This window comes from Bradyrhizobium sp. UNPA324 (assembly GCF_006658635.1).
GTDB lineage: Bacteria > Pseudomonadota > Alphaproteobacteria > Rhizobiales > Xanthobacteraceae > Bradyrhizobium > Bradyrhizobium nanningense.
In genome coordinates this window covers 1,642,665-1,666,855 of record NZ_LFJD01000004.1, presented here as the reverse complement: position 1 = coordinate 1,666,855, position 24,191 = coordinate 1,642,665, and the positions used below count along the sequence as shown (strand labels likewise).

The 24,191-nt window shown below is 64.3% G+C and carries 26 protein-coding genes, 1 tRNA gene and 2 pseudogenes; 17 read left to right on the top strand and 12 right to left on the bottom strand.

All coding sequences use genetic code 11. The features are described 5' to 3' along the window. Nucleotides 1-6 precede the first annotated feature (6 nt). The 3 genes from UNPA324_RS08205 to UNPA324_RS08195 all read left to right on the top strand — a co-directional run bounded on the left by UNPA324_RS08205 (nt 7) and on the right by UNPA324_RS08195 (nt 1,979). Nucleotides 7-1,314 (top strand): FAD-dependent oxidoreductase, encoded by a 1,308-nt coding sequence (locus UNPA324_RS08205; protein WP_141934348.1) that lies wholly within the window; start codon nt 7-9, stop codon nt 1,312-1,314. A gap of 35 nt (nt 1,315-1,349) precedes the next feature. After that, on the top strand, nt 1,350-1,646 hold the full coding sequence (locus UNPA324_RS08200; RefSeq protein WP_141934347.1) for a ferredoxin family protein: 297 nt from the start codon (nt 1,350-1,352) through the stop codon (nt 1,644-1,646). Nucleotides 1,647-1,772: 126 nt separating this feature from the next. Continuing rightward, nucleotides 1,773-1,979, top strand: a complete 207-nt coding sequence (locus UNPA324_RS08195) for a TOBE domain-containing protein (RefSeq protein ID WP_100178705.1) — start codon at nt 1,773-1,775, stop codon at nt 1,977-1,979. Here the strand turns inward: UNPA324_RS08195 and UNPA324_RS36140 are convergent. The 4 genes and pseudogenes from UNPA324_RS36140 to modA all read right to left on the bottom strand — a co-directional run bounded on the left by UNPA324_RS36140 (nt 1,953) and on the right by modA (nt 4,761). Further along, nucleotides 1,953-2,561: a DUF2478 domain-containing protein gene (locus tag UNPA324_RS36140; RefSeq protein WP_210246779.1), complete on the bottom strand. Its 609-nt coding sequence runs from the start codon at nt 2,559-2,561 to the stop codon at nt 1,953-1,955. The two genes, UNPA324_RS08195 and UNPA324_RS36140, sit on opposite strands and share 27 nt — an antisense overlap. Before the next feature lie 66 nt (nt 2,562-2,627). Beyond that, a pseudogene (gene modC, locus UNPA324_RS36135) lies at nt 2,628-3,320 on the bottom strand (molybdenum ABC transporter ATP-binding protein); the annotation flags it as partial. Next, nucleotides 3,317-4,003: a molybdate ABC transporter permease subunit gene (gene modB / locus UNPA324_RS08185; RefSeq protein WP_141934345.1), complete on the bottom strand. Its 687-nt coding sequence runs from the start codon at nt 4,001-4,003 to the stop codon at nt 3,317-3,319. The gene modB and the pseudogene modC, both read right to left, overlap by 4 nt. 5 nt (nt 4,004-4,008) lie before the next feature. Further along, the gene (gene modA / locus UNPA324_RS08180) at nt 4,009-4,761 is read right to left on the bottom strand and encodes a molybdate ABC transporter substrate-binding protein (protein WP_141934344.1); all 753 of its coding nucleotides are present in this window, start codon (nt 4,759-4,761) and stop codon (nt 4,009-4,011) included. Nucleotides 4,762-4,997: 236 nt separating this feature from the next. Between modA and modD the strand changes: the two genes are divergently transcribed. From modD to UNPA324_RS35060, 5 genes are all read left to right on the top strand, one after another. Beyond that, complete coding sequence (modD, locus tag UNPA324_RS08175) at nt 4,998-5,969, top strand: ModD protein (RefSeq protein ID WP_181769331.1); 972 nt, start codon at nt 4,998-5,000, stop codon at nt 5,967-5,969. A gap of 267 nt (nt 5,970-6,236) precedes the next feature. Beyond that, nucleotides 6,237-6,689 carry a DUF2231 domain-containing protein gene (locus tag UNPA324_RS08170; protein WP_128919589.1) on the top strand — a complete coding sequence of 151 codons (453 nt, stop codon included), beginning with the start codon at nt 6,237-6,239 and terminating at the stop codon, nt 6,687-6,689. Beyond that, complete coding sequence (locus UNPA324_RS08165) at nt 6,686-8,023, top strand: PQQ-dependent sugar dehydrogenase (RefSeq protein ID WP_141934342.1); 1,338 nt, start codon at nt 6,686-6,688, stop codon at nt 8,021-8,023. The genes UNPA324_RS08170 and UNPA324_RS08165 overlap by 4 nt, the downstream gene beginning before the upstream one ends. A 57-nt stretch (nt 8,024-8,080) precedes the next feature. Beyond that, entirely contained in the window at nt 8,081-8,284 is a 204-nt protein-coding gene (locus UNPA324_RS08160) for a hypothetical protein (RefSeq protein WP_128919591.1), read from the top strand. 38 nt (nt 8,285-8,322) lie between these two features. Continuing rightward, nucleotides 8,323-8,493, top strand: a complete 171-nt coding sequence (locus UNPA324_RS35060; protein ID WP_164936275.1) for a hypothetical protein — start codon at nt 8,323-8,325, stop codon at nt 8,491-8,493. A 67-nt stretch (nt 8,494-8,560) separates the two neighbouring features. Here the strand turns inward: UNPA324_RS35060 and UNPA324_RS08155 are convergent, their stop codons facing one another. Beyond that, entirely contained in the window at nt 8,561-8,944 is a 384-nt protein-coding gene (locus UNPA324_RS08155) for a type II toxin-antitoxin system VapC family toxin (protein ID WP_141934341.1), read from the bottom strand. Further along, entirely contained in the window at nt 8,941-9,198 is a 258-nt protein-coding gene (locus UNPA324_RS08150) for a type II toxin-antitoxin system Phd/YefM family antitoxin (RefSeq protein ID WP_128919593.1), read from the bottom strand. Before UNPA324_RS08150 ends, UNPA324_RS08155 begins: the two co-directional genes overlap by 4 nt. Before the next feature lie 188 nt (nt 9,199-9,386). Here UNPA324_RS08150 and UNPA324_RS08145 point away from each other — a divergent pair, with 188 nt between their 5' ends. The 4 genes from UNPA324_RS08145 to UNPA324_RS08130 all read left to right on the top strand — a co-directional run bounded on the left by UNPA324_RS08145 (nt 9,387) and on the right by UNPA324_RS08130 (nt 12,934). Beyond that, complete coding sequence (locus tag UNPA324_RS08145) at nt 9,387-10,601, top strand: MFS transporter (protein WP_141934340.1); 1,215 nt, start codon at nt 9,387-9,389, stop codon at nt 10,599-10,601. Nucleotides 10,602-10,782: 181 nt separating this feature from the next. Next, nucleotides 10,783-12,012 carry a CaiB/BaiF CoA transferase family protein gene (locus UNPA324_RS08140; RefSeq protein WP_141934339.1) on the top strand — a complete coding sequence of 410 codons (1,230 nt, stop codon included), beginning with the start codon at nt 10,783-10,785 and terminating at the stop codon, nt 12,010-12,012. A gap of 216 nt (nt 12,013-12,228) precedes the next feature. Beyond that, a complete protein-coding gene (locus UNPA324_RS08135; protein ID WP_036010888.1) occupies nt 12,229-12,444 on the top strand; it encodes a hypothetical protein in 216 nt (71 codons plus the stop codon). A 97-nt stretch (nt 12,445-12,541) separates the two neighbouring features. Continuing rightward, the gene (locus UNPA324_RS08130; protein WP_141934338.1) at nt 12,542-12,934 is read left to right on the top strand and encodes a RidA family protein; all 393 of its coding nucleotides are present in this window, start codon (nt 12,542-12,544) and stop codon (nt 12,932-12,934) included. Between the two features lie 2 nt (nt 12,935-12,936). On the opposite strand, the gene UNPA324_RS08125 is transcribed toward UNPA324_RS08130, so the two are convergent. After that, a complete protein-coding gene (locus tag UNPA324_RS08125; RefSeq protein ID WP_141934337.1) occupies nt 12,937-13,599 on the bottom strand; it encodes a TetR/AcrR family transcriptional regulator in 663 nt (220 codons plus the stop codon). 226 nt (nt 13,600-13,825) lie between these two features. On the opposite strand from UNPA324_RS08125, the gene UNPA324_RS08120 reads away from it, so the two are divergent. Both UNPA324_RS08120 and UNPA324_RS08115 read left to right on the top strand, forming a co-directional pair. Next, nucleotides 13,826-15,061, top strand: a complete 1,236-nt coding sequence (locus UNPA324_RS08120) for an acyl-CoA dehydrogenase family protein (protein ID WP_128919598.1) — start codon at nt 13,826-13,828, stop codon at nt 15,059-15,061. 131 nt (nt 15,062-15,192) lie between these two features. Then, complete coding sequence (locus UNPA324_RS08115) at nt 15,193-16,251, top strand: phosphotransferase family protein (protein ID WP_141934336.1); 1,059 nt, start codon at nt 15,193-15,195, stop codon at nt 16,249-16,251. 126 nt (nt 16,252-16,377) lie between these two features. On the opposite strand, the pseudogene UNPA324_RS08110 reads toward UNPA324_RS08115, so the two are convergent. The 3 genes and pseudogenes from UNPA324_RS08110 to UNPA324_RS08095 form a co-directional block, all read right to left on the bottom strand. Continuing rightward, nucleotides 16,378-16,673 (bottom strand): annotated as a pseudogene (locus UNPA324_RS08110) (GIY-YIG nuclease family protein). A gap of 210 nt (nt 16,674-16,883) precedes the next feature. Beyond that, complete coding sequence (gene argE, locus UNPA324_RS08105) at nt 16,884-18,056, bottom strand: acetylornithine deacetylase (protein WP_141934335.1); 1,173 nt, start codon at nt 18,054-18,056, stop codon at nt 16,884-16,886. Between the two features lie 990 nt (nt 18,057-19,046). Next, nucleotides 19,047-19,832 (bottom strand): SDR family NAD(P)-dependent oxidoreductase, encoded by a 786-nt coding sequence (locus UNPA324_RS08095; protein WP_128919601.1) that lies wholly within the window; start codon nt 19,830-19,832, stop codon nt 19,047-19,049. A 133-nt stretch (nt 19,833-19,965) separates the two neighbouring features. Here UNPA324_RS08095 and UNPA324_RS08090 point away from each other — a divergent pair, with 133 nt between their 5' ends. Both UNPA324_RS08090 and UNPA324_RS08080 read left to right on the top strand, forming a co-directional pair. After that, entirely contained in the window at nt 19,966-20,664 is a 699-nt protein-coding gene (locus tag UNPA324_RS08090) for a histidine phosphatase family protein (protein WP_181769330.1), read from the top strand. 119 nt (nt 20,665-20,783) lie between these two features. Beyond that, a complete protein-coding gene (locus tag UNPA324_RS08080) occupies nt 20,784-21,551 on the top strand; it encodes an SDR family NAD(P)-dependent oxidoreductase (protein ID WP_141934334.1) in 768 nt (255 codons plus the stop codon). Between the two features lie 222 nt (nt 21,552-21,773). On the opposite strand, the gene UNPA324_RS08075 is transcribed toward UNPA324_RS08080, so the two are convergent. Continuing rightward, entirely contained in the window at nt 21,774-23,009 is a 1,236-nt protein-coding gene (locus tag UNPA324_RS08075) for a serine hydrolase domain-containing protein (protein ID WP_141934333.1), read from the bottom strand. Between the two features lie 150 nt (nt 23,010-23,159). Here UNPA324_RS08075 and UNPA324_RS08070 point away from each other — a divergent pair. Further along, a tRNA-Trp gene (locus UNPA324_RS08070) sits at nt 23,160-23,235 on the top strand. Between the two features lie 118 nt (nt 23,236-23,353). Here UNPA324_RS08070 and UNPA324_RS08065 read toward each other — a convergent pair. Beyond that, on the bottom strand, nt 23,354-24,115 hold the full coding sequence (locus UNPA324_RS08065) for a glycosyltransferase family 2 protein (protein ID WP_141934332.1): 762 nt from the start codon (nt 24,113-24,115) through the stop codon (nt 23,354-23,356). Nucleotides 24,116-24,191 lie beyond the last annotated feature (76 nt).

Genomic DNA, 24,191 nt, shown 5'->3' with positions numbered 1-24,191 from the left:
TACGTCATGATCGAAGAAAAATTCGATGCCATCGTCGTGGGCGCCGGCATGGCGGGCAATGCGGCGGCGCTCACGCTGGCCCAGCGCGGCCTCAAGGTGCTTCAGCTCGAGCGCGGCGAGTATTCCGGCTCGAAGAACGTGCAGGGCGCGATTCTCTATGCCGACATGCTGGAGAAGCTGATCCCCGATTTCCGCGAGGACGCCCCGCTGGAGCGACATTTGGTCGAGCAGCGCTTCTGGATGATGGACGACCGCTCACACACCGGCCTGCACTACCGCTCCGACGACTTCAATGAGGAGAAGCCGAACCGCTACACCATCATCCGTGCGCAGTTCGACAAATGGTTCTCGCAGAAGGTCCGCGAGGCCGGCGCCACCGTGCTGTGCGAGACGACGGTGACCGAGCTGGCGCAGGATGCCTATGGCAAGGTGATCGGCGTGCGCACCGATCGCGCGGACGGCGAGATCCATGCCGACGTCGTCGTGCTGGCCGAAGGCGTCAACGGCCTGCTCGGGACCCGTGCGGGGCTGCGCGAGCGGCCCAAGCCCGACAAGGTCGCCCTTGCCGTGAAGGAGATGCACTTCCTGCCACGCGAGACCATCGAGGCCCGCTTCAATCTCAGGGGCGACGAAGGCATGGTGATCGAGGCCGTCGGCACCATTTCCCGCGGCATGACCGGCATGGGCTTCATCTACGCCAACAAGGAGTGCATCTCGCTCGGCATCGGCTGCCTGGTTGCCGACTTCCAGCGCACCGGCGAGACGCCGTATGGCCTGCTCGACCGTTTCAAGCGGCATCCCTCGGTCGCCCCGTTGATCGAAGGCTCGGAGGTGAAGGAATATGCCGCGCACCTCATCCCCGAAGGCGGCTTCAAGGCGATCCCGCAGCTCTATGGCGAGGGCTGGGTCGTGGTCGGCGACGCCGCCCAGCTCAACAATGCCATTCATCGCGAAGGATCGAACCTCGCAATGACCTCGGGCCGGATCGCCGCGGAAGCGATCTTCCAGGTCAAGTCGCGCAAGGATCCGATGACGGCCGAAAACCTCGCGCTCTACAAGAAGATGCTCGACGAGTCCTTCGTCATCAAGGACCTGAAGAAGTACAAGGACATGCCGGCGCTGATGCACACCCAGTCGCAGAACTTCTTCCTGACCTATCCCGAGCTCGTCTCCAAGGCGATGCAGAACTTTCTGCGCGTCGACGGCACGCCGAAGGTCGAGAAGGAGAAGACGACGTTCAAATCGTTCATCAAGGCGCGGTCGTGGGGCGGGCTGTTCGGCGACGCTTTCCGCCTCGCGCGCGCCTGGCGGTGACAGGAAACGCAACACCAGCGATGGAGACTTAAACCATGTCGATCGAACCATCCGTGCGTGTCGAGGACAAGCTGTTCTACAACCGTTATCTGGTCGATGCCGGGCGGGCTCATATCAAGGTGCGGCCGCACACCACGCCGTCGCCGGAGCTCCTCAGCATGCTGAAGGCCTGTCCGGCGCGCTGCTACGAGCTCAACGGCAATGGCCAGGTCGAGATCACCGTCGACGGCTGCATCGAGTGCGGCACCTGCCGGGTGATCTGCGAGGAAAGCGGCGACATCGAGTGGAGCTATCCGCGCGGTGGTTACGGCGTGCTGTTCAAGTTCGGCTGACCCGCTCGGCTACGCGCGAAGCGACGCCGACCATCGCGGTCGGAAGCGCATGGCTTCGCGACACGGTGACTTGAGCGCAAGGCGCCTTGCGGTAGCATCGCATGGCCGGAGCGCAAGGAACAGAAAATGAAACTGAGTGCACGCAATATTCTTCCAGGCAAAGTTATCGCCGTCACCAAGGGCACGACGACGGCCCATGTGAAGATCGAGCTCGCGCCGGGGCTGGTCGTGTTCTCGGCGATCACCAACGAAGCGGTGGACGACCTCGCCTTGAAGGTGGGCGATGCCGTCTCGGCCGTGATCAAGTCATCCGACGTGATGATCGGCAAGTAGCGCCGCAGGTGCATCGGCGGGCAGGCGCGCTGCGCGGGCCCGCTTGATGCGCGACGACAGGTCCTGCCACCAGCCTTCGATCGCTCCGCGGTCGCAGAGCAGGGTGGTGCCGATCCCGCCGGTAAAGTCGTTCCATGCGTCCAGGCATTTTTCGGGCACGGCCGTGAGCACGGGGATACCGGCGGCGATGGCGTCGGCCAGCTCGTCGCGCAGGCCTTCGCCAGCCGCCTCCTGCTTGGAGAACTTGTTGATCACGACGAGATCGACATCCGCTGCGATCGCGTGGGTGACCACGACTGCCGCTTCGGCCAGTCCCGCAGCGTCGAGCTTGCAAGCCATCGCGCCCGAGCCGAGCGGCTGGCAGATCGAGATCTCGCGGCCGGTCATAAGGTCGACCGCCTCCATGCCGACCTGGCAGCCGGCGCCGTCCTCTATGTTGCGCTGGACGATCCCGCCGATCCGTTCGCCCGATCGTACCAGAGTCTCGGCGAAGTCCGCGAGCAAGGTGTCGACGTCGTCCTGCGAGCGGTAGAGGATCGCGGCGACGCGGTTCGGGTCGATGTCGTGGAAGTCGATCGGCATGAGAGTCATCCTCGCCGGTTTTCCTACGCTCTTCCGTCGATCCGAGCAATCTCCGTGCCGGTCACGAAGAGCGGCTGGTGGCGCCTGACGGAGGCTCTGCAGCGGACCGATGCCGATGACGCGGCCCTGTTCCATCAGCACCAGATGGTCGGCAAAACGTTCGATCTCGGTCATGTCATGGCTGATGTAAAGCACCGGAAGCGACAGTCTTTCATGCACCCGCTCGAGGAACGGCAGGATCTCGTTCCTGGTGGCGTGGTCGAGCGCAGCCAGCGGCTCGTCCATGAGAAGAAGCTTGGGCTGCGACAGCAGCGCGCGGCCAATCGCAACGCGCTGTCGCTCGCCGCCGGAGAGGCCGTATGGCGAGCGGTCGAGCAGGGCGGCAAGGCCAAGCAGCTCCACGACCTCGTCGAACGCGATCTGCGCGTCCGCGGCCTTCGGCGCGCCGAACAGCAGGTTTCGACGTACCGACAGATGCGGAAACAGGCTGGCTTCCTGGAACACGTAGCCGATCGGCCGCCGGTGCACGGGCCGGAACGATTGCCGGTCCTGCCAGGCTTCGCCATCCACCGCGCAAAAACCGTCGGCCATGCGCTGCAGGCCGGCGATGCAGCGTGCCACGGTGGTCTTGCCGCAACCGGAAGGGCCGAAGATCGCGGTGACGCCGGTGGCGGGCACGCTGAGCTCGGCATCGAGCGTGAAATTGCCGAGCCTGCCGCGGAAGGCCGCGTTGATGCGGCCGGGTTCGGCCGTTCTCATGCCGCAGCCCTCGCTGCGCGCTTGTCGACGAGCGTCATGGTCAGGATCACCGCGAAGGCGAACATCACCATGAGGCCGGCGAGGACGCTCGCCTCGCGCCAGCGCGAGGTCTCGACATAGTCGAAGATCGCGACCGACAGCACCTTGGTGCGACCGGGAATGTTGCCGCCGATCATCAGGACGAGACCGAATTCGCCGACTGTGTGCGCGAAACCGAGCACCGCGCCGGTCAGGAAGCCGGGCCGCGCCAGCGGCACCGCGACGGTCCAGAACGTGCACAGGGGCGAGGCGCGCAAGGTGGCAGCGACTTCGAGCGGCCGCTCGCCCATCGCGGCGAAGGCGTTCCGGATCGGCTGCACCACGAAAGGCATTGAATACACCACCGAGCCGATGATCAGGCCCTCGAAGGTGAAGGCAAGCGTGCGACCGCCCCACAGGCTTGCGATCCATCCGCCCGGCCCGTCGGGGCCGAGCAGCACCAGCAGATAAAAGCCGAGCACGGTCGGCGGCAGCACCAGAGGCAGCGCAACCACGCTCGCGATGATCTCGGTCCACCAGCTCTTCGCGCGCGCCAGCCACCAGGCAAGCGGCGTTGCCAGCACCAGCAGGATCACGGTCGAGATCGCGGCGAGCTCGATCGTCAGCAGAACCGACTGGCGGATCTCCGTCGACCAGATCTCCATGCGCGTCAGCTCTGCCCGTCCAGCACGTAGCCGTATTTCTCGATGATGGCGCGTGCCTCGGGTCCCCTGAGGAAGCCGATGAATGCGCCGGCGGCCTCGTTTCCGGCGCCGGTCTTCAGCAGCACGGCGTCCTGGCGGATCGGACTATAGAGCGCCTGCGGAACCACCCAGCGCGAACCGACATCGCTGCCGGTCAGTTGCGACAGCGCAACGAAGCCGACCTCGGCGTTGCCGGTCTCGACGAACTGGTAGGCCTGGGTGATGGTCGCGCCTTCCACCAGCTTCGGCTTCAGGGCATCGTAAAGCTTCAGCGACTTCATGGTTTCGACGGCGGCGAGACCGTAAGGCGCTGCGGCCGGATTGCAGATCGAAAGTTTGGCGAAGGATGCAGCCTTCAAGGTCTCCTCGCCCGTCACGGCTCCGGACGATTTGCTCCACAGCACGAGCTTGCCGATGGCGTAGGTGAAGCGGCTGTCCGCAACCGCAAGCCCGTCCTCGACCAGCTTCCTCGGCCGAGAATCGTCGGCGGACAGGAATACCTGAAACGGGGCGCCCTGCGTGATCTGGGTGTAGAACTGTCCGCTCGCGCCGAAGCTCAGCACCGCCTCGTGACCGGTCTTCTGCTTGAAGAGGGCGGCAATCTCCTTGGCGGCATCGGTGAAGTTGGCGGCCACGGCGACGTTGGTCTGTGCTGCCTGCGCCTCGGCGAATGCGAGCAGCAGCCCTGCGGCGGTGGCGATTGTGCGAAACAGCTTCATGATGAACTCCAGCGGACGGCAGCCGCCTCCGCGCGAGCCCGATTGCTGCGAGGCGCCGGCCAGGGAGAGCTCAGCAATTGGCGTGCCGGATGGAGCGGTGAAATCTGGTGTGCGCCTTGCAGGAATGAGCGTCAAAGGATGGGCGTTCCCGCTCCTTGCGGCGGCGGGACCGGCGATCCGTGTCGGGTTTGCGACAAAGTCGTCGGCAAGCCCACACCTGTGAAAGGAAGCACGCCATGGCAAGTGTTGCATCGCGCGCCGAGCTCGAGCGTCTGCTGGAAGACGATGTGCCTTATGGCGACCTCACCACCGAGGCACTCGGGATCGGCACGACCCGAGGCATCATGCAGTTTGCTGCGCGCTCGCCGATGGTGCTGGCGCTCGCCGAGGATGCTGCCGCGATCATCGCGCTCGCCGGCTGCGAGGTCGAGCTGTTCGCCACATCCGGCGCGGCGCTGGAGCAGGGCGCGCCGATCCTCGAGGCGCGCGGCCCGGCTGCCGGCCTGCTGCGGAGCTGGAAGGTCGCGCAGACCTTGATCGAGATCTGGTCCGGTGTCGCCAGCGAGACCCGCGCCATCGTCGGCGCGGCGAGGGCGGTCGCCCCGCAAATTCCGGTTGCCTGCACGCGCAAGAACGTGCCGGGCACCAAGCGATTTGCAGTGGCGGCCGTAAAGGCGGGTGGTGCCGCGATGCATCGGCTCGGCCTGTCCGAGACCGTGCTGGTGTTTCCCGAGCACCGCGTCTTTCTCGGCGAGCTGCCGCTGTTTCAGGCGGTCGAACGCTTGCGGCGGGCGGCACCGGAGAAGAAACTGGTGGTCGAGGTCAAGACGGCCGATGCTGCACTTGCCGCGGCAGTCGCCGGCTTCGACGTGATTCAGGCCGAGAAGTTTTCGCCGGCCGAGGTCGCCGCCCTGGTCAAGCGCATCGCGGCCATGGCCTACACCCGCGCCCGTCCGATCATTGCAGTGGCTGGTGGAGTCAATGCGGCGAATGCTGCGGCTTATGCCGAGGCCGGCGCCGATGTCCTGGTCACGTCGTCGCCCTATCTGGCAAAACCCCGGGACGTGCAGGTGCGGATCGTGGCGAGCGACGCAGTTGTGGTCCGGTCATGCCAATCGAACCGCTTAGAGCGGGGAGCGTCCATGGGCGGCCGTCACTCAAATGGCGCGACGGACGAAGATGCCTGTCTTTCGGAGAAGGCTGACTGATACTTTCTCCGCTGCACGACTTCTCGGCCGCGTTCAAAACCTCAGTCCGGTCGCCGCCTGAACTGCGTCTCACTTCCACTGCTTGAATCTGCGGCGGCATGATCGGTCGTGGGACACGAGGTCACGGCCATCGAGACCGCTGATATCGCCGTCGCGAACAGCGCAATCTGCGCGCGGCGGGATGGGGTCACGCGGATGTTCTAGGAACCATCGCATCGCGGACGAGTTGGCCGGTCGGGCAGGACCGAAAGTCACACGAGGCCGACCGTGCAGCAAGACGTGCGCGTGCGCACCACCGCGCAGATCGCGGGTCATCCCATTCATCCGATGCTGGTGCCGATACCGATCGCGTGCTTCGTCGGGGCGCTGCTGACCGACATCGCCTATGTCGCCAGCGCCGAGATCATGTGGGCGGATTTTTCCGCCTGGCTTCTGCTCGCCGGCGTCATCTTCGGCGTGCTGGCGGCGATCGCGGGCCTGATTGATTTCCTCGGCAACCGCCTGGTGCGGGCGCAGACGCCGGCGTGGCCGCATCTGATCGGAAACGCCCTGGCGCTGGTCCTCGCCATCGTCAACGCGCTGATCCATACCCGCGATGCCTGGACCTCGGTGTGGCCGACCGGGCTCGTTCTGTCCGTGATCACCGTGCTGATCCTGCCCGTCACAGGCTGGCTCGGCTGGGCCATGGTCTATCGCCACGGCGTGGGAGTTGCGCGATGATGGTCTCAATTGCCCGCGCGCTGCTGTGCTCTTCGCTGCTGCTTTTGGCCGCTTGCGATGACGGCAGCGGTGACCCCAAGGCGCAAATCGGGGCCAACCCAAAACTTCCCGACATCCAGCAATATCTGCTGCCGCCGGTGCACATCGCCCGCATCGTCGGCTGGAAGAAGGACGAGACGCCGGCTGTGGCGGAGGGGCTGCAGATCAAGGCCTTCGCGACCGGCCTGCAGCATCCGCGTTTCCTCTACGTGCTGCCCAATGGCGACGTGCTGGTGGCGGAATCCAAGGCGCCGAAGGGGGCCGGAATCAAGCGACCCAAGGAGATCGTCATGGGATATATCGAGTCCTGGGCGACCTCGGGCGGCAACGACACCGGGCCGGGCAACCGCATCACGCTGCTGCGCGACAGCAATGGCGACGGCGTGCCGGATACGCAAAGCGTCTTCCTGGACCATCTCAATTCGCCGTTCGGTATCGCGCTGGTCGGCAACGACCTCTATGTCGCCAATACCGATGCGATCGTCAGATATCCTTACACGGAAGGTGATACCAAGATCACCGCGCCGGGCACGGTGCTGACGCCGCTGCCGGGCGGGCCGATCAACCATCACTGGACCAAGAGCCTGATCGCCAGTCCCGACGGCTCGAAGCTCTATGCCGGCGTCGGCTCCAACAGCAACATCACCGAGAACGGCATGGAGGCCGAGCACAATCGCGCCGCCATCCTCGAGGTCGACCGCGCCAGCGGCCGCTGGCGCGTGTTTGCAAGCGGCCTGCGTAATCCCAACGGTCTCAGCTTCGAGCCGCAGACCGGCGCGCTGTGGACGGTGGTGAACGAGCGCGACGAACTCGGTCCTGATCTCGTGCCCGACTACATGACCTCGGTGAAGGACGGCGGCTTTTACGGCTGGCCCTACAGCTATTACGGCCAGCACGTCGATCCTCGCGTCAAGCCGCAGCGGCCGGATCTCGTCGCCAAGGCGATCATGCCGGATTATGCGCTGAGCTCGCATGTCGCTCCGCTCGGGATGGTGTTCAATACCGGATCCAGCCTGCCGGCCGCTTATCGCGGCGGCGCCTTCGTCGGTGAGCACGGCAGTTGGAACAGGCGGGTGCTCAACGGCTACAAGGTCGTGTTCGTGCCGTTCGCGGATGGCAAGCCGAGCGGACCGGCGCAGGACGTCGTCACCGGCTTCCTGAACAGCGCCAACCAGGCGCGCGGCCGCCCCGTCGGCGTTGCCATTGACAAGTCCGGCGCCTTGCTGGTCGCAGACGACAGCGGCAACACGGTGTGGCGGGTGAGTGCGACCCATCCGCAACTGACGCAACGTTAAGGCTGCCAGCGCGTTATTGGGCAGACGGTTTCTGAAACCCAATTTAGGAGTTGGACAATGGGCCTTGCTCAATATGCCATCGTGCCGGTGCAGGACGAATGGGGCGTGCTGCACGACGGCGACGTCAAGAGCAAATACGCCACCAAGGAAGCTGCATTCGAGTCGGCGGTCGCCGCAGCATCCCTCGCGCTGCGTGAGGGACATGAAGTCCACGTCAGCGTGCCCGGCCGCGAAGCCGGCGACAACGCGCTCGGCGTCTAGGACCGAAACGCGGAACAGCGTTTGGGAAGGAAGCCGCGATGACCAAGCCCCGTGAGCCCAACGGCGTCGAGCCATCCCGCTCCGAGGACGACATCCAGCGCGACCAGCTGGGTCCCCGCGGCGTGCCCGGTGCGCCTGATCCGGCCAAGATGACCCCGCAGCGCGACAAGAAGACGCCGAAGCAGGTCGATCCCGGCCACACCGCGTGATTGCGGCGGGCGAGCTCTCAGCTCTTTGAATCCGGCGCGCAAGACACCGCAGCGCTTCACGCTCGACTTACACTGCCGCGGTAATATCAGTCTGTGCAAAGTCATCGCCGACATAGAGCAGCGCGCAGCCATTCTCCTTTGCGACATCGTAAGCGAAGCAGTCGCCAAAGTTGAGGCCGGCAGGGTGGATTCCTCGGCCCCAACGTGAGTAGATCTGCGCTACGCGCTCAGCGGAGGCTCTGGTCACCGAGATCACGTTGAAGCCGAGATTTGCGATCAGGTTCTGCATCTCTTCTTGCACGCCGCGGCGCGCAGCGACGATCAGGCTCTCGGCAGCGGTGGCGGCCGAGATCAGGATTTCGTCAGCGCTCTCCAGAGCAGCGATGCAGGCATTGGCTTGCGGCTCGTCGAGCACGATTGCCATGAGTGCCGACGTATCGACCGCGATCATTCCGGCAGTCCGTCGTCACCAAAAAGAAAGTCCTGACTGTGGGCCGCATCCGGGCCGGGAAGAGCTTTGGCTGCGCCGTTCTTGCGCGCAGCCTCGAGCACTGCGCGGCGCGTCGTAAGGTCCGGCGGAAGCTTGATCGGAACGAGCCGCACCGCAGGATGTCCGTGTCGCGTCAAGATCACCTCGTCGCCGGCTTCTGCACGGCGGACGAGATCGGTCAATTGTCCCTTGGCCTCGGTGACGGAGACTCGCATCTCATTGTCCCTTTTTGAGTTTCCACAAAATGGACCAGAGAATAGTCCGTGTCAATCGGACGGGGCTTCTTCGGCTCTGCGAATGCGGCTTCTTACCATTCGGAACTTACATTCCTCGATCCCGCGATCTGCCGCTAAGAGATGTGAGCCGGCGCGATCTGCGCCTGGCAGGCAGGCGAACGTTTGGAATGCGCTTCTTGAAATCTGACAGCAGGCTGATCGGCGTCCTGCTGGTGCTCGCGATCACGCAACTGATCGGATGGGGCACGATCGGGCTTCCTGCCATCGTCGGGCGCGATCTCGCCGCCGATCTCGGCATGAGCCTGCCGGCGGTATTCGCCGGGACATCCGTTCTCTATGTCTCGATGGGCCTCTGCGCGCCGTGGCTCGCCAGATCGTTTGCACGACATGGCGCACGGACAGTCATGATGGTCGGCACAATCGTCACCGCGCCGGGCTTCGTGCTGCTGTCCCTCGCGCGCGAGCCGATGCTCTATTTCGCGGCCTGGATCGTTCTAGGCGTCGCCGGCAGCGCCACGCTGTCGACCGGCGCCTATATCATGCTGAACGAGATCGCCGGGCGGCAGGCCAAGAACGCGATCGGGGCCTTGATGCTGGTGACGGGCCTGTCCAGCAGCATCTTCTGGCCGACGACTTCGTTCCTGAGCGGTCACCTCGGCTGGCGGGGGACGTGCCTGGTCTATGCCGCGATGATGCTCGTCGTCAGCCTGCCGCTTTATGCGTTCCTCGCGCCACGCCGGAAGGTCGTGGGGGATGGTGCGGGCGAGCCGGTCAAGTCGCCGCCGCCGCCCGCGATTCCGAGGAGCACCTTCGGCCTCGTCGTCGCCGCGATCACGCTGAACGCCTTCGTCAATTTCGGCATCAGCGCCATCTTGATCGAGCTCTTGAGGGCGGAGGGGCTGGCGCCGGCGCAGGCACTGGCCTTCGGCTCGATGCTCGGCGTGATCCAGGTCAGCGCCCGCGGGCTGGATCTTCTCGGCGGCGGGCGGTGGGACGGAATCACGACCGGGCTCGTCGCCGGCACGGCGCTGCCATTGGCCATGCTGCTGCTGATGATGAGCGAGGGGGCGACCTGGGCGGTTGCGGTCTTCATCCTGCTCTATGGCGCCGGCAGCGGTGCGATGGCGGTGGCACGGGCCACCATCCCGCTCGTATTCTACGACCAGGCCGAGTTCGCCAAGGCGATGTCGATGATCGCGCTGCCGCTCAATCTCGCCTCCGCGATCTCGCCGCCGCTCCTGGTCGGCCTGCTCACCGAATTCGGCAGCCGCGGCGCGCTCGGTCTCACGCTGCTGTTCTCCTGCGCGACCGTGCTGATCCTGGTCTTGCTCGGACGGCGACGGCCGCGGGTGGTGGCGGCGACCGTGACTTTGAGCCGATGAGCCAATATTCGCGGCGCGGAAAGTACTGATGGGCAATGTCCTCTGTGCCCAGTAGGAAATGGCCGTATGCCGCCAGTGCAGTGCTCAGCGCGCCAAAATGGTGGTATCGGCAGGGGCGCGGGCCGCTTCGAGCCGCCGCGCCAAAATCAACTCCAAGATCAGTTCCCCGGAGGAAATCGATATGTCGGCCTTGCCGCTCTCAGGCATCAAGATCCTTGACCTCACCCGCGTGCTGGCCGGGCCTTTGTCGGCCCAGATGCTGGGCGATCTCGGCGCGGAGGTGATCAAGATCGAGCGGCCGGGCACCGGCGACGACGCGCGCGCCTTCGGGCCGCCTTACCTGACCGATCCCGAAGGAAAGGCCAACAACAACAATTCCTTTTACCTCTGCGCCAACCGCAACAAGAAGTCGGTCACCGTCAACATCGCCAAGCCCGAGGGGCAGGCGATCATCCGCGAGCTCGCCAAGGACGTCGACGTCTTCATGGAGAACTACAAGGTCGGCGATCTCAAGCGCTACGGCCTCGACTACGAGACGATCAAGGCGGTCAACCCCGGCATCATCTATTGCTCGGTGACCGGCTTCGGCCAGACCGGACCCTACGCGCCGCGCGCCGGCTATGACGCCATCCTGCAGGCGATGGGCGGCCTGATGAGCGTCACCGGCCATATGGATGGCGAGCCGGGCGAGGGCCCGATGAAGGTCGGTCCGTCCATCGTCGACTACATGACCGGCATGAACACGTCGATCGGAATTCTCTCCGCGCTCTACCATCGCGACGTCAATGAGGGGCAGGGCCAGCACATCGACGTCTGCCTGTTCGACACCGTGATCGCGTCGCTTTCGCACTGGCTGCAGATCTACCTCGTCAACGGCAAGACGCCGCCGCGGCGCGGCACCTGGGGCAATGGCGGCATGCCGGCCGGCGTGTTTCGCTGCACCGACGGCGAATTGATGCTGGTGGTCGGCAATGACGGCCAGTTCCAGCGCACCTGCGCCGTGCTCGGCGAGCCGGATCTGGCGAACGATCCGCGCTTCCTCAGGAACAACGACCGCGTCGTGCACGGCAAGGAGATCATGGCGATCTTCGCCGGCCTGTTCCTGAAGAAGCCGGTGGCCTACTGGTTGGAAAAGCTGGAGGAGGCCGGCGTGCCCTCAGGCCCGATCAACAATTTCGAGCAGGTGTTTTCCGATCCGCACGTGCAGTCGCGCGGCATGCGGGTCAAGACCCAGCACAAGTTCGAGCCCGAGCTCTCGCTGATCCGCAACGCACTCACCCTCTCGGGCACCCCCATCATCGAATACCGCGCCCCGCCGCTGCTCGGCGAGCACACAAATGAGGTGCTCGGCGGCAAGCTCGGCTATGATGCCGGCAAGATCGAGGAGCTGAAGCAGCAGGGGATCATCTAGGCGTTGCGAAGCGGCGAGCGCGCCCTTACCCTCTTCCGTTGCGGGAGAGGGTGGCTCGCCGCAAAGCGGCGGCCGACGAAGACGCGCGGGCGATGCTCGACCTTGCCTGAGGCTTGCGCGCAATCCCCAGATAATCACGGACCGTAGTCGCACAGGCTTCCGTTCCGCCCGAGACTCTGATTCGATCTCTGCACTTGAGTTCGGGGAGGGAAGTAAATGTCCTACACGATCGGGTTCCAGGCGAAGGACCAGAAGGCCATTCTGGCGACCGAGGCGGCCACCGCCAATCAGGCTGTCGCCATCATTGCCGCGCTGCGGCAAAGTGCCGACGAGATCAAGTTCATCCGCTCGCCGCAGGAAGGCGAGATGGGCATCGAGATGCTGCTGCTGCTCGCCAAGGAAGAGGCCGAGGAGATGCCGCAGCGGGCCTAACCCGCCGTTCCAACCACACTTCGGTCAGAAGCGAAACATGCCGGCTGCGATATGATGTAAGTCAGCCGGCAGTTTCGCTCGAACCGAAGGTGCCGCCATGAAGCGCGAAGCGCTCCGCGTCGAACCGATCTCGTCCTTTCTCGATCGCGTGAAGGCGCCGACTTCGCCGGTGACACGTGCCGGCAATATGATCTTCGTCGCCGGCCTGCCGCCGTTCGACCCCGAGACGGGCGAGATCCGCGGGATGGGCATCGAGCGGCAGAGCGAGCTCATCATGGAGCAGATGAAGCTGTGCCTCGAGGCGGCCGGCGCCTCGCTCGACGACGTCATGAAGTGCAACGTCTACTGCACCTCGACAAAACACTTCGCCACGTTCAACGCGGTCTACGCCCGCTATTTCCCGACAGATCCGCCGGCGCGGATCTTCATCTGCACGCCGGAATGGTTCGGCCCCTTCGACGTCGAGATCGACTGCATCGCGATGATGTGAGGTTAGCGCGCGGCCACCCGTGCCGCTGTCTTCGTCTCCGCTTTGCCCGCCGTCAGCGCCATCGTCGCCACGCTGACCACGCGCGCGACGACGTCCTCGACGTCGTCGAGATCGCATTTGCCTTCCGACAGTTTTGTCAGCCGCTCGCTCTCGCGGATGGTGTGGTGCGCCATCGCGAGCGCGAAGTTGAGGCCCCAGTAAATATCGACGTCGCTGCGCTCGGGCAGGGCGCGGCGCATCGCGCCGGCGAATTTCCGCAAATGGTCGATCTCGCGGTTCTTGATGCGGCGGATCGGCGGCACGGATTCGATCGAGGCGCGGATCATGAAGCGTGCCGCGGTCGACCGCTGGTTCTCTGGGCCCAGGCAGCCACGCAATGTCGGCCCGACCAGGGCGCGCAGGATCACCTCGATCGGTGCGCGGCCGCCGCCTTGCTCCTCCGCCGCCTTCAATTCACGCAGGCGCTCGCGGTTGGTGGCGATCGAGCGGGTGACAAATAATTCCGCGATCAACTCGTCCTTCGAGCCGAAATGATAGTTCACCGCCGCCAGGTTGACGCCTGCCTCCGCGACGATGTCGCGCAGCGTCACGTCACTGAAACCGCGATCGGCATAGAGCCGTTCGGCGGCGGTCAGAATGGCAGATCTCGTATGATCGCTGGCCATGAATGTCCCGAAGGGAGGGAGTTGCAATTCAAACAGTTGTATGAAACTATCGTTTGAAGGCCGGAGATGTCAATCCGCAATCAGGACTCGTTCGCAACTCGAGGGTGGTTCCGAAACGTCCGCCAGCCCGCGCTTGCGGGCTGCACGCAGCGGATGGACAGTCCGGCGAAAAACAGGCCCACGAAGCCAACAGGTTCGCAAGAGAGAGAGAGACGAGGAGCGTCCCATGGATTTCGATCTGTCCCCCAAGCAGAAGGAATGGCTCGACCGCGTGCGGTCCTTCATGGCCAAGCACGTGCGCCCGGCGGTGCCGATCTACGACCAGCAGGATCACGCCGGCGAGCGCTGGAAGGTGATCCCGATCCTTGAGGACCTCAAGAAGAAGGCGAAGGCCGAAGGCCTCTGGAACATGTTCATGCCGCCGTCCGAGCATGAGGACGATGAATTCCGCGGCGCGGGACTGACCAATCTCGAATACGCGCTGCTGTCGGAAGAGATGGGCCGCGTCACCTGGGCCTCGGAAGTGTTCAACTGTTCCGCGCCCGACACTGGCAACATGGAAGTGTTCATCCGCTACGGCACCAAGGAGCAGAAGCGCAAATGGCTGCGCCCGCTGATGGACGGCGAGATCCGCTCGGCCTTCCTGATGACGGAACCGGCGGTGGCTTCGTCGGACGCCACCAATATCGAGACCCGCATCGAGCGCGACGGTGACCACTACGTCATCAACGGCCGCAAATGGTGGTCGTCCGGCGTCGGCGATCCCCGCTGCAAGATCGCGATCCTGATGGGCAAGACCGATTTCAAGGCGGCCAAGCACCAGCAGCAGTCGCAGATCCTGGTTCCGCTCGACACCCCCGGCATCAAGGTCGAGAAGATGCTGCCGGTGTTCGGCTTCGACGACGCGCCGCACGGGCACGCCCAGGTTCTGCTCGACAACGTGCGGGTGCCCAAGGAAAACATCCTGCTCGGCGAAGGCCGCGGCTTCGAGATCGCGCAGGGACGCCTCGGACCCGGCCGCATCCATCACTGCATGCGCACCATCGGCAAGGCCGAGGAGGCGCTGGAGAAGATGGTGAAGCGTCTGTCCTCGCGCACCGCCTTCGGCAAGAAGATCGTCGAGCACTCGGTGTGGGAACAGCGCATCGGCGAAGCCCGCACCAACATCGAGATGACGCGTCTTCTGTGCCTCAAGGCCGCCGACATGATGGACAAGGTCGGCAACAAGACCGCGCAGGCCGAGATCGCCATGATCAAGGTCGCAGCGCCCAATATGGCGCTCAAGATCATCGACGAGGCGATCCAGGCCTTTGGCGGCGCCGGTGTGTCGGACGAGGCCGGTCTTGCCAAGGACTACGCCCACATCCGCACGCTCCGTCTCGCCGACGGTCCGGACGAGGTGCACAACCGCGCCATTGCCAGACTTGAGGTTCGGAAGTATGCAAATTCCTCCAGTCACTAAAAGGGAGGGCCGCGCGGCGCTCCCGACTTAAGAAACGACAGGGCATGATCCGTGATCGGATGACCGCTTGACGCAAGTGCAAGAGCGGTTACCGATTAGGATCATGTTCGGACTGAAGAGGGAGCGTCACCGTGGCTGACGGCGTCAGGAAAGACGAAGAGTTCTCGGGCACCAAGCCGGTCGAGGAGCGTCATCGCATCGACGAGATGCGGCTCGAGGCCTGGCTGCGCGACAACGTCGAAGGCTATGAGGGACCGCTGGTCGTCCTCCAGTTCAAGGGCGGCCAGTCCAATCCGACCTACCGGCTCAACACGCCGAACCGTTCCTACGTGATGCGCCGAAAGCCGTTCGGCAAATTGCTGCCGTCGGCGCATGCGGTCGATCGCGAATATCGCGTGATCGCGGCCCTTGGAAAGCAGGGCTTTCCGGTCGCGCACGCCTATGCGCTGTGCCAGGACGACAGCGTCATCGGCGCCGCCTTCTACATCATGTCGATGGAGGAGGGCCGGGTGTTCTGGGATCCGACGCTGCCGAGCCAGTCGCCGGAAGATCGCCGCAAGATCTTCACCAGCAAGATCGAGACGCTGGCGAAGCTCCACATGTACGATCCCACGGCGATCGGCCTCGGCGACTTCGGCAAACCAGGCAATTATTTCGCGCGCCAGATCGACCGCTGGACCAAGCAGTATCGCGCATCCGAGACGCAGCACATTCCCGAGTTCGAGAAGGTCGCCGAATGGCTGCCGAAGACCGTGCCGGAACAGGCGCGCGTCTCGATCGTCCACGGCGACTATCGCCTCGACAACATGATTTTCCACGCGACGGAACCGCGGGTGCAGGCCGTGCTGGACTGGGAGCTGTCGACGCTCGGCGATCCCATGGCGGACTTCACCTATCTGTTGATGCAGTGGATCATGCCGGGCCTTGAGGGCGCCGATCTCAAGGCGCTCAACATCCCGAGCCTGGAAGAGGCGGCGCAGATCTATTGCGACGTCACCAAGATGACGGTGCCCGATCTCAACTGGTACTTCGCCTACAATCTGTTCCGTCTCGCCGGCATCACGCAAGGCATCGCCGGCCGCGTCCGCGACGGCACCGCCGCGAATGCAAAAGCGCTCGAATCAGCCAAGCGCACCGTGCCGCTGTCAAAGGCGTCATGGGACTACGCGCAGAAGGCGGGCGCGGTGTAGGAAATGCGTAGGCGCGGCCGCTGGCCGCGCTTTTTTGTTTAGGGGGCACGCTAATATAGTCCCGCTCCGTCTCGTGTCCCGGACGCGGTGCAGCACGAAGTGCTGCTCCGCAGAGCCGGGACCCAGTCATGTTGCCAAGGTATTCAGCTCATCCGTGAGATCGCGCCAATCCGGATTGAGCTGTTCGATCAGCTTGAGCTTCCAAGCGCGCCGCCAGCGCTTCAGCGAGTGTTCGCGCGAGCGTGCTTCGAGCACGGACTCGCAGGTCTCAAAATAGACCAGCAGAGTAACGTCGTATTGCTGCGTGAAGCCGGTATGAGTTTGGACTTGTGCTGGCTTATCCGGCGAGGGAGATCGTTCGTCACTCCGACATAAAGGGTGCCGTTTCGTTTGCTCGCGAGGATGTAAACGAAGAAGGGCATGTCTATGCAATCTATGCGTAGGAGTATTGCTACGTAAGATTGCACAATTCGACTATGTCGCCAAGGGTTCTGGGTCCCGGCTCTGCGGAGCGTCACTTCGTGCCGCACCGCGTCCGGGACACGAGACTCGAGCTTACGGCGTGTCCCGGACGGTGCAGCGTGTAACGCTGCGCTGCAGAGCCGGGACCCAGACTCTTTAGCGGATGCCGGTTACGACGCTGCACAATGCGCGATCAGTCTCTCCACGAACCCTGCGCATTTCTCCAGTTCCGCCATCTCCACGAACTCATCCGGCGTATGCGCCTGCGCGATCGACCCCGGGCCGATCACGACCGATGGGATATCAGCCATGCTCGCGAACAGGCTGGCTTCGGTGCCGAAGGCGACCTTGGCGTGGTCGTTGCGCCCCGCAAGGCTCTTGGCCAGCGTGACGATCGCCGCGTCAGGGGCGGTGTCGAGGGCGGGATAGTCGAGGATTTCCTCAAAGCCGATGCCGCAATCCGGATGCCGCGCCTTCATCGCCGGCTCGAGCTCGGCCTTGGCCCAGGCGACGATCGCATCCGTCACCTCGCGCGATTCGGTGATGCCGATGCCGCGGCATTCGAACTCGACGGTGCAGGTATCAGGCACGATGTTCAGCGCCGCGCCGCCATGCACGATGCTGGTGAGCAGCGTCGAATGCGGCACGTCGTAGAGGCTGCCCGTCGCGCGCGCGGCCGCGAGCGCCACGGCGCGGCGGCGGATCTCGACGATCAGCTCGGCCGCATATTCGATCGCGTTGACGCCGTCGGGCTCGATCGAGGAATGGCGGGCGAGCCCGCGAAAGGTCGCGCGCACGCCGTGCTTGCCCTTGTGGCCGATGATCACCTTCATCTCGGTCGGCTCACCGATGAAGGCGCCGAGCGGTTTGATCTTCTTTTTCGCGACCTCGCGTAGCATCGGCCGCACGCCGACGCAGCCGATCTCCTCGTCATAGGAGATCGCCAGATGAATCGGCGTTGCGAGCCTGGCCTCCTTCATCTCCGGCACCATGGCAAGGCACACCGCGACAAAGCCCTTCATGTCGGTGGTGCCGCGGCCGTAGAGCTTGCCGTCGCGCTCGATCAGCCTAAACGGATCATGGCTCCAGTCCTGGCCCACGACGGGCACCACGTCGGTATGGCCCGATAGCACGAAGCCGGGACGGTCGTCGGGGCCGATCGTGACCCACAGCGAGGCCTTTTGCCCGGTCGCATCGACGATGCGCTCGCCCTTGACGCCGTGTGCGGCCAGGTAGCTCTCGATATGGGCAATCAGCGGCAGGTTGGTGCGGTCGCTGACGGTGTCGAAGGCCACGAGGTCGGCGAGGAGGTTTCGGATGCGGTCGGGTCTTGAGCTCTGCATTTTCACGTTCTTGTCAGGATTTATGGAAGCTGAGGTTGCTTGCATGAACCATACCAACGTGGCGGCTGGTAGGGCAAATCGAGATCCGGCCCCTATTCCCTTGCGTTGCCCGACGGGCAAAACACGCCAGCGGTGGGTCAATGCTCGCCGTCAAAAATATTCCACTTTACCGAAATTCGGAAATGACGTATGTGTCGCGCAACCCGGCCCAAGGAAGAGGGGCGTATCGCGATCGTCACGAACGCGGGCCGGGCGGCGGTGGACGCCGATTGCATCGGCGCGAAGGGTTTTTGCAGGGCGGAGAGCCGTGAGCGAAAGACCTCGCGCACACGACCGGTGTGACTGGCGTACGGCAAAATCGTGTGGTCCTGACGCCCGGGGTCTGTGCGTCAAGTCTTGCGGTGATGTCGCGGCCCGACCGGGACGCGCATCAGTCATCCGATGAGGCGACGGGGGCAATAGTGCATCGCTCCCCGGGGAGAGCACGACATAAGCCGTAAAACCACTGCGCAGGGAAGGCCGGTTGCTTGGCTTCACCTGTATGCCGCTGTGCAAATTCTTGTTGCCACCTTCGCACAGTGGACCGTGGGTGCCCGGCTGGCACCCGGTCTTCCCTGCGCCCTCTTTCAATTGGGGCGAAGAGATCAAGCAAAGCTCGGGCGAAACGCGCCGCGAGGATGCGAAGACGTGTCTGCAATCGAGATGTCAGCTGCAGCGTCAATCCGAGGTCACTTGTTCTGTCATTGCGAGCGCAGCGAAGCAATCCAGAGTCTCCCCGCGGAGGGATTCTGGAGATGCAGATGTGCGCGGATACTCCGCTCTCGTGCCCCGGACGCAGCGCAGCGTCTCCCCGGCGATGCGAAGCATCGTCCGGTTCGACGGTGCGCTGCAGAGCCGGGGCCCATGTGGCAGCGAGCTGCGTGGCTTGCTGGGTCCCGGCTCTGCGCCGCAACGCAAGAACGTTGCAGCGCGTCCGGGACCACGGCAGAGTCAAACCGGCTTGCCCGTATACGGCATCGAGGCCGTCAGGCCACCGTCCACCGGGAACGCCTGGCCGTTCACATACGAGGCCTCGTCGCTCGCCAAAAACAGACCCATCGCCGCGAGCTCGTGCGGTTGGCCGGGGCGCTTGAGCGGGTTGAGCTGGCCGATCTTGTCCTGGGTGCCGCGCTCCTTGGCGCGGTCGAAGATCGGCTTGGTCATGCCGGTCTCGATCAGGCCCGGGCACACCGCGTTGATGCGCACGCCGGTGCCGGTGAGCGAATAGGCGGTGGTCTGTACCAGGCTGATCACGCCCGCCTTGCTCGCCGCGTAGGGATGCCCGCTGGCGCCGGCCTTGAGGCCGGCGACGGATGCAGTCAGCACGATGGCGCCGGACTGCTGCTTCACCATGTGCGGCATCGCATGCTTCACCGCGAGGAACGGCCCGATCAGATTGACGCGCAGCACCTCTTGCCAATGCTCCACGGTCTGCTCGGGAATCGGAACGAGTCCGCCGGAGATTCCGGCATTGGCCCAGACCACGTCGAGCCGGCCGTGGGTCGTCACCGCCTTGTCGATGACGGCCATGACGTCCTTTTCGGAGCCCGCATCCGCCAGCATGGCCTCGGCGACACCGCCGGCTTTCTTGATCTCCTCGACCGTCTCCTTCACTGCCTCGGTGCGATCGACCGCGATCAGCTTGGCGCCTTCCCTGGTGAAGAGGTGCGCTGCCGCACGGCCGATGCCGCTGCCGGCGCCGGTGATGATGACGGATTTGCCTTGCAGGCGGCCCATGCGTTTCTCCCTTGGTGCCCCGCGCGACGCTTGCCGCGCGACGGAATTTCAAACAAGATTTCAAACGGTAAAGTGTCTTGAGACACGTTCGCTACTGACGTACAGCGACATCAAACGGGATGGAAGGGTTTCGATGGCAGGTGCAGACAAGCCCAATGTGGTCGTCACGCGATGGTGGTGGGTCCGCCATGCGCCGGTGCGCAACGACGGCGGCAACATCTACGGACAGAGCGACATCGCCTGCGACACCAGCGATACCTATGTGTTCAACGCTGTTGCCAAGGTGCTGCCACGCACCGCAATCTGGTATTCGAGCAATCTGATGCGCACGCACCAGACCGCGGAAGCGATCTGGGCGGCCGGTTTTCCGCGGCCAGCGTCGATGAAATGGGAGGCGGACCTCGCCGAACAGAATCTCGGCCGCTGGCAGGGCATGAACCGCGTCCAGTTCATTGCCAGCCGTCCCGTTGGTGCAAGCTGGTTCGCCGACATCAACGAGCCCGCACCCGGCGGCGAAAGCTTCATGGATCTCTACCACCGCACGCGCCGTACCATCGAGCGGATCAACAATGAGGCCGCCGGGCAGGACATCATCGCAGTCGCCCATGGCGGCACCATCAAGGCCGCGCTGGGGCTCGCGCTCGACGGCCAGCCGGAGCGGGGGCTCGCCTTCGATATCGACAACGTCTCGGTGACGCGGCTCGATCATTTCGCAAGTCCCGAACGCAGCGTCTGGCGCTTGCCGATGGTGAACCAGCAACCGTGGATCGCGGATGACGCGCACGCGGCGATGCACCAGCCGGCGGGGCCGGAAGTCAAGAAGCTGGCCTGAGGAAGCTGTCATTCCGGGACGATGCAAAGCATCGAACCCGGAATCTCGAGATTCCGGGTTCGGTCCTGCGGACCGCCCCGGAATGACATTAAGCACGAAGATCAATCTGGGAGAGAGACATGACCTTGTTCGACATGAAGGGGAAAGTCGCCGTCATCACCGGCTCGACGCGCGGCATCGGGCTCGCGATCGCCGAGCGCATGGCCGAGCACGGCGCCAAGGTCGTAATCTCATCGCGCAAGGCCGATGTGTGCGAGCAGGTCGCCAAGGGCATCAACGACAAGTTCGGCAAAGGCACCGCGGTCGCGGTCGCCGCGAACATCTCGTCGAAGGAGAATCTGCAAAACCTCGTCGATGAGAGCAACCGCGCCTTCGGCAAGATCGACGTGCTGGTCTGCAATGCCGCCTCGAACCCGTATTACGGCCCGCTCGCCGGCATCTCCGACGATCAGTTCAGGAAGATCCTCGACAACAACATCGTCGCCAACAACTGGCTGATCTCGATGGTGGTGCCGCAGATGATCGAGCGCAAGGACGGCTCCATCATCATCGTCTCCTCGATCGGCGGCCTCAAGGGCTCGACCATCCTCGGCGCCTACGCGATCTCGAAAGCCGCCGACATGCAGCTCGCGCGCAATCTCGCCTGCGAATACGGCAAGGACAACATCCGCGTGAACTGCATCGCACCCGGCCTGATCAAGACCGACTTTGCGAAAGCGCTGTGGGACAATCCCGAGAACCTGAAGGCCTCGACCGCGCGCTCGCCGCTGCTCCGCATCGGCATTCCCGACGAGATCGCGGGCGCGGCGGTGTTCCTGGGCTCGAAGGCCGGCGACTTCATGACCGGTCAGACCATGGTGATCGACGGCGGCGCGACGATCAGCTGAGACGTTGCGAGGGAAGGGGTGGTTAGGGCGACTACGCCGCCCCAACATCCGGTGTCATCGCCCGCGAAGGCGGGCGATCCAGTATCCCAGAGGCCCGCCTTGGAGAGCTGGCTCTCACCACATCCGCCGCGGAGTACTGGATGCCCCGGTCAAGCCGGGGCATGACAGTGAGTGTGGGGATGCGGTGTCGCGACTGGTGAGGCGCTGCGCGACAGAGCAACGTCACTCCACCGCCGCGTAAACCAGATCCCGCACCAGGGTTCGCGTGTAGTCGCGCTGGCCCGGCCCCTGGCTCATGAACACCGCGAACAGGTCTTCCTTCGGGTCGATCCAGAAGAAGGTGCCGGCGATGCCGCTCCAGAAATACTGGCCGACGCTGCCGGGGAAGGGCGCGATGCCGGCCTCGCGGCGCACGGCGAAGCCGAGACCAAAACCGTGGCCGGGCGAGAGCAGGGTGCCGTTGATCTGAACGTGCGGCCCGAGGTGATCCGACGCCATCAGCTCCAGCGTCTTGCGACCGATGATCCTGTTGCCGTCGAGCGTGCCGCCATTGCGCAGCATCAGGCAGAAGCGGGCATAGTCCATCGTGGTCGAGACCAGGCCGCCGCCGCCGGACTCCATCGCCGGCTGCTCGAGCATATTGAAGAGCGCGACCTTGTCGCCGGTCCAGGGATCGGCCGCGAACGGCTCGGCGAGCCTGCCCGCATTGGCTTCGGACGTCGAAAAGCCGGTCTCGGCCATCTGCAGCGGGGCAAGCACGCGCTCGGTGAGAAATGCGCCGAGCGACTGGCCGCTGACGACCTCGATGATGCGGCCGAGGATGTCGGTGGAGCGGCTGTAGTTGAACTCCGCGCCGGGCTGGCAGACCAGCGGGAAGCTCGCCACCAGTGCGGCATGCTCGGCGTTGGTGATCTTGCGGCTGCGGACGCGGGACTCCTGATAGAGCTTGTGCACGGGGCCGTCGCCCTGGTGCTCGTAAGTGAGGCCCGAGGTGTGGCGGAGCAGGTCCTGTACGGTCATCGGCCGCGCCGGGGGCACCAGCTCAAGCTTGCCGTCCTTGACGATGCCGACCTGCTGGCTGGCGAATTCCGGGATGAATTTGGCGACGGCGTCGCTGAGCAGGAGATGGCCGTCCTCGACCAGCGCCATGACGCCGACCGAGACGATCGGCTTGGTCATCGAGAAGATCCGGAAGATCGAATCACGGGCCATAGGCGCGGCGGCCGCCGGGCTCTGCTTGCCGAGCGCCTCGAACCAGCCGACCTGGCCGCCTCTCGCCACCAGCACGGTGATTCCGGGAACGGTTCCCTTGTCGATCTCGCGCTTGAAGGCATCCGACATGGCCTGGAGGCGTGGACGCGACAGCCCGAGGGTCTCCGGGCGGGCCTCCGGCAAGGGCGGGGTCTGGGCTGCGATCGTGGCCTGTGGGGCGGCGGTAGCGGTCGCTGTAGTGGTCATGGGCGCTCCCAATTGTTCTTCGTTGTTGGAAAGCGACTGTGGCCCAGAAACCCCATTACAAACAAGCGAAGCCGGCGCGGTTCACCCTTGCAATCCGGCCGCTCTCTGTGCTTGAAAGCGCGCCTGATCCTAAGGCGACGCAGGGTCTGTAGGAGTGTAGCTCAATTGGTAGAGCACCGGTCTCCAAAACCGGGGGTCGCAGGTTCGAGCCCTGCCACTCCTGCCAGTAAAATCAATCGCTTAGATCAGATGCTGGCGGGATAGGGACAAGGCGTCCCACGGACGAATCCCCAACGACCGGCCCATACCGTTGATGTCCAGCTGTAGGCCCGGCGAGGCGTCGCCTAACGCGCGGCGGCCCGTTCCGTGTCTGTCGGAACCCGGCTGAGATCGACGTCCCGGATGGGAACGCGGCGCAGCAGCGAGACGATGGTGCCACCGAGCTCGAAATAGGTATGCAGCCGCAGTGCACGGGATGAGCCCTTCAGCTCCGCGTTCAGGCTCACGGGCACCTGCACGTAGGTGAGTCCGAGCTGCAGCAGCGAGATCAACGCGCAGATCTGATAGCCGTAGCCGTCGGTCTTCACCGCGATCTGGCGCAGCCATTTCACGGGGTAAACGATCATGCTGTGGTAGTCGGACAGCCAGAAGCCGAACAGGCAGTTCAGGATGAAGCGCAGCGAATGCGACTGCAGCGAGCGATTGACGGAGCGGTCCGACTGATTGTCGCGATAGGTAATGACGAGGTCGGCGGCGCCCGCCGCCTTGAACATCCGGGCAATACCTTCGTTCTGGAAGGCGTGATCTCCGGGAATGAGCGTGATGGCATCGAATTTCGCGCGCGACAGGGCGTATTCGAAGCCGGCGCCGACACCCCGCCGTTCGGCATTGTGCTGCACGATGATGCGCGGCTCGTCGGCCGCGAACTCGTCCATGATCGCGCCGGTGGCGTCGGTGCTGCCGTCGTCGATCAGGAAAATCTCGAAATCGTCGAGCAGCTCGCGCGCGAGCGGCAGCACGCCGCCAATGGTGTCGGCGATCTTGTCCTGCTCGTTCAGAGCAGGAATGACGATCGTAAGCCTCTTTGCCGCCCTGGAAGGTGTCATCTCAAGCTGCCGTTGACCGACCACTCTTTACTGGTGGAACCCTCGTGCGAGTCTAGGTCATCTGAGCCGAGCGAAC